The 4,059-nt window shown below is 41.1% G+C and carries 7 protein-coding genes; 5 read left to right on the top strand and 2 right to left on the bottom strand.

Annotation, left to right across the window (positions count from 1 at the left end; genetic code table 11):
• The 5 genes from CXF78_RS13680 to CXF78_RS13700 all read left to right on the top strand — a co-directional run.
• Positions 1–687 (top strand): alkaline phosphatase (locus CXF78_RS13680; RefSeq protein ID WP_180957142.1); only part of this gene is annotated, 687 nt, incomplete at its 5' end.
• Between the two features lie 100 nt (positions 688–787).
• Positions 788–1,171: a hypothetical protein gene (locus CXF78_RS13685; RefSeq protein WP_102037107.1), complete on the top strand. Its 384-nt coding sequence runs from the start codon at positions 788–790 to the stop codon at positions 1,169–1,171.
• 96 nt (positions 1,172–1,267) lie between these two features.
• A complete protein-coding gene (locus CXF78_RS13690) occupies positions 1,268–1,519 on the top strand; it encodes a hypothetical protein (protein ID WP_102037108.1) in 252 nt (83 codons plus the stop codon).
• A 545-nt stretch (positions 1,520–2,064) separates the two neighbouring features.
• Positions 2,065–2,514, top strand: coding sequence for a hypothetical protein (locus CXF78_RS13695; protein ID WP_011637996.1), 450 nt, complete (start codon positions 2,065–2,067; stop codon positions 2,512–2,514).
• A gap of 149 nt (positions 2,515–2,663) precedes the next feature.
• On the top strand, positions 2,664–2,990 hold the full coding sequence (locus tag CXF78_RS13700; RefSeq protein ID WP_049763595.1) for a YkgJ family cysteine cluster protein: 327 nt from the start codon (positions 2,664–2,666) through the stop codon (positions 2,988–2,990).
• Positions 2,991–3,083: 93 nt separating this feature from the next.
• On the opposite strand, the gene CXF78_RS13705 is transcribed toward CXF78_RS13700, so the two are convergent.
• Positions 3,084–3,560, bottom strand: a complete 477-nt coding sequence (locus CXF78_RS13705) for a hypothetical protein (RefSeq protein ID WP_102037110.1) — start codon at positions 3,558–3,560, stop codon at positions 3,084–3,086.
• A partial coding sequence (locus CXF78_RS13710) for a PepSY-associated TM helix domain-containing protein (RefSeq protein ID WP_145991452.1) occupies positions 3,560–4,059 on the bottom strand: 500 nt, incomplete at its 5' end. The genes CXF78_RS13710 and CXF78_RS13705, both read right to left, overlap by 1 nt.

The following is a 4,059-nucleotide window of genomic DNA, read 5'->3' on the forward strand; positions in this document are numbered from 1 at the left end:
TTTAACGAATCGCACATGCAATACGAAGCTGACCGTAAAAATGATATTGCCGGTGAACCTAGCTTGTCAGAAATGACCGCCACTGCCATTAAGGTGCTTAATAATAACGATAAAGGATTCTTCTTAACGGTTGAATCTGGTCGTATTGACCATGCTCACCATGCCGGAAATGCTTACAACGCGCTAAATGACGCGATTGAGTTTGCTAAAGCAGTGCAAGTAGCGGTTGATGCAACAAGCCAAGAAGACACTTTAATTATTGTTACAGCTGATCACAGCCATGTATTTACCATTGCAGGCTACCCTAAACGCGGTAACCCAATCTTAGGTAAAGTGGTTGGTATTGGTGCAACTGAGCCAAGTTTAGCCTCAGACGATATGCCTTATACCACGGTAGGTTACACCAACGGCCTTGGCTTTAGAGACTTAGGGACAGAAACTGATGCCGATGCCAGTTATGCAGCGGCTGCGGTAACTGGCCGTGTTGACTTAACCGATATTGATACATCAACAGCAGGTTTCCACCAAGAGTCGCTAGTGCCACTAGGCAGTGAAACGCATGCAGGTGAAGACGTTGGCGTTTTTGCTGTAGGACCTGGCGCTCACTTAATTACAGGGACTAATGAGCAAAGCTTAATATTCCATGTAATGGATTACGCTGGCAACCTTTCTGGTGCAACTCAATAAAGACCGCTAAATAAGTCATCAATAAAGAATAGGGGTTCGCCCCTATTCTTTAACTTTTAGCTTCCACCTTGATACTTAATCAGCCAATAAGATGAAACACATGAAAACTCTATTGTTACTAACCGCTATTACTTTCCCGTTATTTGCTTCAGCAAGTGACACTTGCCAATCAACTACGCTTATGGCGACCTATAACATTGAACAAACGACTCGCGATGCAGCATCAAACAAACAAAACCAACTGGTACTATTAAGAGCCCAAAATTCTGTATTTCACATCAGCAATCAACAAGTAGCAACACAATGGACAACACTGCCACATAATCACATGAAAAAAACCTCATACTTTATTGATGACAAACGCGCCATTGAATATGAAGCAACCAAGACGATATCTAATCAAGCATGGCAATATCATGCACAATTATTGCACCCATTATTTCAAAAACAATCAACACTCATTGAAACGACTGGGCAAGGTTGAGATAAACTAGAACATTATCAACAACAAACAAATACAAAAACGGTTGATATATGGTGGTTTCCAGCAAAAAAACTAGTACAACGCATTAGTACTGTATTGTCAGATAAAGGTGAATCTGCAGATAAAGCCGTAAATTGGCAATTAACCGAAGTGACTTACGACAACAAAATGATTCAACAACAGTTAGATACATTCTCTACGTACCAATCTACCGACTTTGCTGATATTGGCGATAATGAATCTGACCCGTTTTTTAGAAAAATGATCAACTTAGGTTTTATTGAACACAGCGCTTCAGGATTTTATGACAGCGAAGGAAATTCATTATCGTCGGCACATCAGCATTAACATTGGCATTAGCCATCGTACTGATGAACTTATGGGCTTAAGCAATGCAAGCCGTTACATTTATCTCCGTTCTCCCCGCCTCTGTTTAAGACAAACAAAGTAATAACCATGCTATTAGTCTCGCCATCACAGGGAAGTGAAGCGTTACCCTTAATGAAGCTGATTCAACGTAACGCTGTAGCAAAGTGATGAGATAAGGCTTATATGCTTACATTTGGACAACACCAGTTAGACATTGTCCAAGGTTAATGAATAAGCAAATATAGACTCGTCATTGTCGGTGTCTGATGGGTAATCTTTATTACTGGATAGACATTATCATTGCATAGACATTATTTTTATCCAAAATAAATCAACACACTGTATTACACCTGCTGATGCTTTATTGTTTCTATCTGACGTTATCATCTGTCTAACGTTATCATCTGCCTAAAAATTGAATATTTCTCATTGATAGGTGTAAAATCAGTGAGTTAATGTTATTTTGCTTCGCACAAAGGATTTTCACCGTAAAAGCCAAACCAATTAAAAGGATGTTTCTAAGTATGAAAAACAATGGTACGAAAAACAAAATCATCGCGTTATCTCTTGCACTCGCTATTGCCCCTTCTATCTCTTATGCCCGCGACGATGTCGGCAGTTATTCGGTAGCAGATGCGCTGAGTACAGAACACGCAAAAAATAAACTTGGCAGCAATGTTGCGTTTTATTTTGGTGATCAGGCTTATTCAGAGCCAGTAAAAATTATCGGTGAATTCAGTGCTAACAAAAAGACCAATGCCTTTAACAAATCTGATATCGAAGCTTGCCATTGGGTGTTTTTATCGGCAATGATCGCGCTAAAAGAGCGAGCGGTTAAAGAAGGCGGTAATGCTGTCGTTGAAATCAAATCAAATTATAAAAACAATCTTACTAGTAGCAATGACACTTTCCAGTGCGGTGCTGGCAATATTGTTGCAGGCGTTGCACTAACCGGTAAAGTGGTTACGTTGTAATCCTCAATAGCCAAGCGCTCATTGAGTTAGCTTGGCAAATTCCAATCTCATGATTATTTGTGCTCAGATAACGTCAACGCCGTAAAATTACGGTATCCTTAGCCCAAATGTTCAACTGCAGCCCTTAAATGCCCACCAATATCATTACCATGTTCCCTGAGTCGTCCGATAAATCATCGACTCCCGCATCGATAAGCGCTGTAGAGCAACCTGCAGCTGTGACCTGTTCAAATTGCCAAGCCTGTTGTTGCCGCTTAGAAGTAATGTTAATAACCGAAACTGGTGTGCCTAAAGTGTATATAGCCAAAGATAATTGGGGCGGAGAAGTGATGCGCCGACTTGATGATGGTTGGTGTGCAGCGCTAGACCGAGACACGATGATGTGTTCGATTTACGAAGTTCGGCCGCTGATATGCCGTGAATTTGAAATGGCTGAATACGAATGTGTTTCTGAACGCGAAGCCTTTGGCATTTAACTGCCTAAGAATACGATGTTAAATGCAATGCTATTACATTTAACATCGACAAACGGCTTGATAATACCAAGCCGTTCCAAGGACTATAATCGGTTAGTTTGATGGCTGAAAAAGTGCATTAGGTAACTTCCAGCTAATGACTTTTTGTTGCCCCTGCCAATTTTCAATGGTTAACCAAGCCTTATGTTCTGCTGTTAATACTTCTGGTGCAATAGCATGAACTTCTTGTCCGTGCTGACTGCCGTGCAAGATACCTGCATCGCCCATTTGTAATGTTTCTAATGGTAGAGGCTCTGTGCCAATATTTAAATATGCTTGACGGATCTTGTTTACCTGCCCCTTACTAAACAATAATAAAAAATCCTTAGTGTAGGTACCATCGTGAAGATATGGCGGATCAAGATCATACGGCATAGGTGTTATTTCAAAAGCGCCAACCGCTTGAGTTTCCCATGCATCAGGGAATTGCGGGAATAGAGACTGATATAGAAAATAACAAACTAGCACTAGCACTAAGCCATTTATTTTATATTTGTCACGATTCCATATGGTGTTTTTAATGCGGGCCATTAGTTACCTTCCTGCTCGACAAGTTGTGGGTTGTGTATTGCCAACGGAGCATCTAGGTCGGTTCTGGCGGCTTTTACGGTTCGACTTCCCCACATTAAAAATCCTGTGATAGACATTCCCGTTAGAAAAATACCGAAGATAAACCAAATCACTTTGGTCCACAAACCACCTATTGTGCCGTAATGCAGTGGATCAGCAATATGCGATAGGGTTTGTAAGGTTGTCATTGCCGCTGGCGATCTTTCACTTTCAATAGTGCCGCTCCAGGGATTCACTGTCACACCATAAGCATACTGATCATAGAAAATATGATCTCCCTGGCCATACACTTTATAAGTATCTCGATTGTGCTCTGGAAGCATAATGTAGGTACTTTTAAAACCCGGGAATTTTTGCTCGGCTACTTGCAGCGCATTAGATAACGTATACGGTCTAATGGGAGCATCATTTGCTGATATAGGCACTTGGCTTGCTTCAATTAATGGCGCGTGTGGCTCCA

The sequence above is a fragment of the Shewanella sp. 11B5 genome, from assembly GCF_002836795.1.
Taxonomy (GTDB): domain Bacteria; phylum Pseudomonadota; class Gammaproteobacteria; order Enterobacterales; family Shewanellaceae; genus Shewanella; species Shewanella frigidimarina.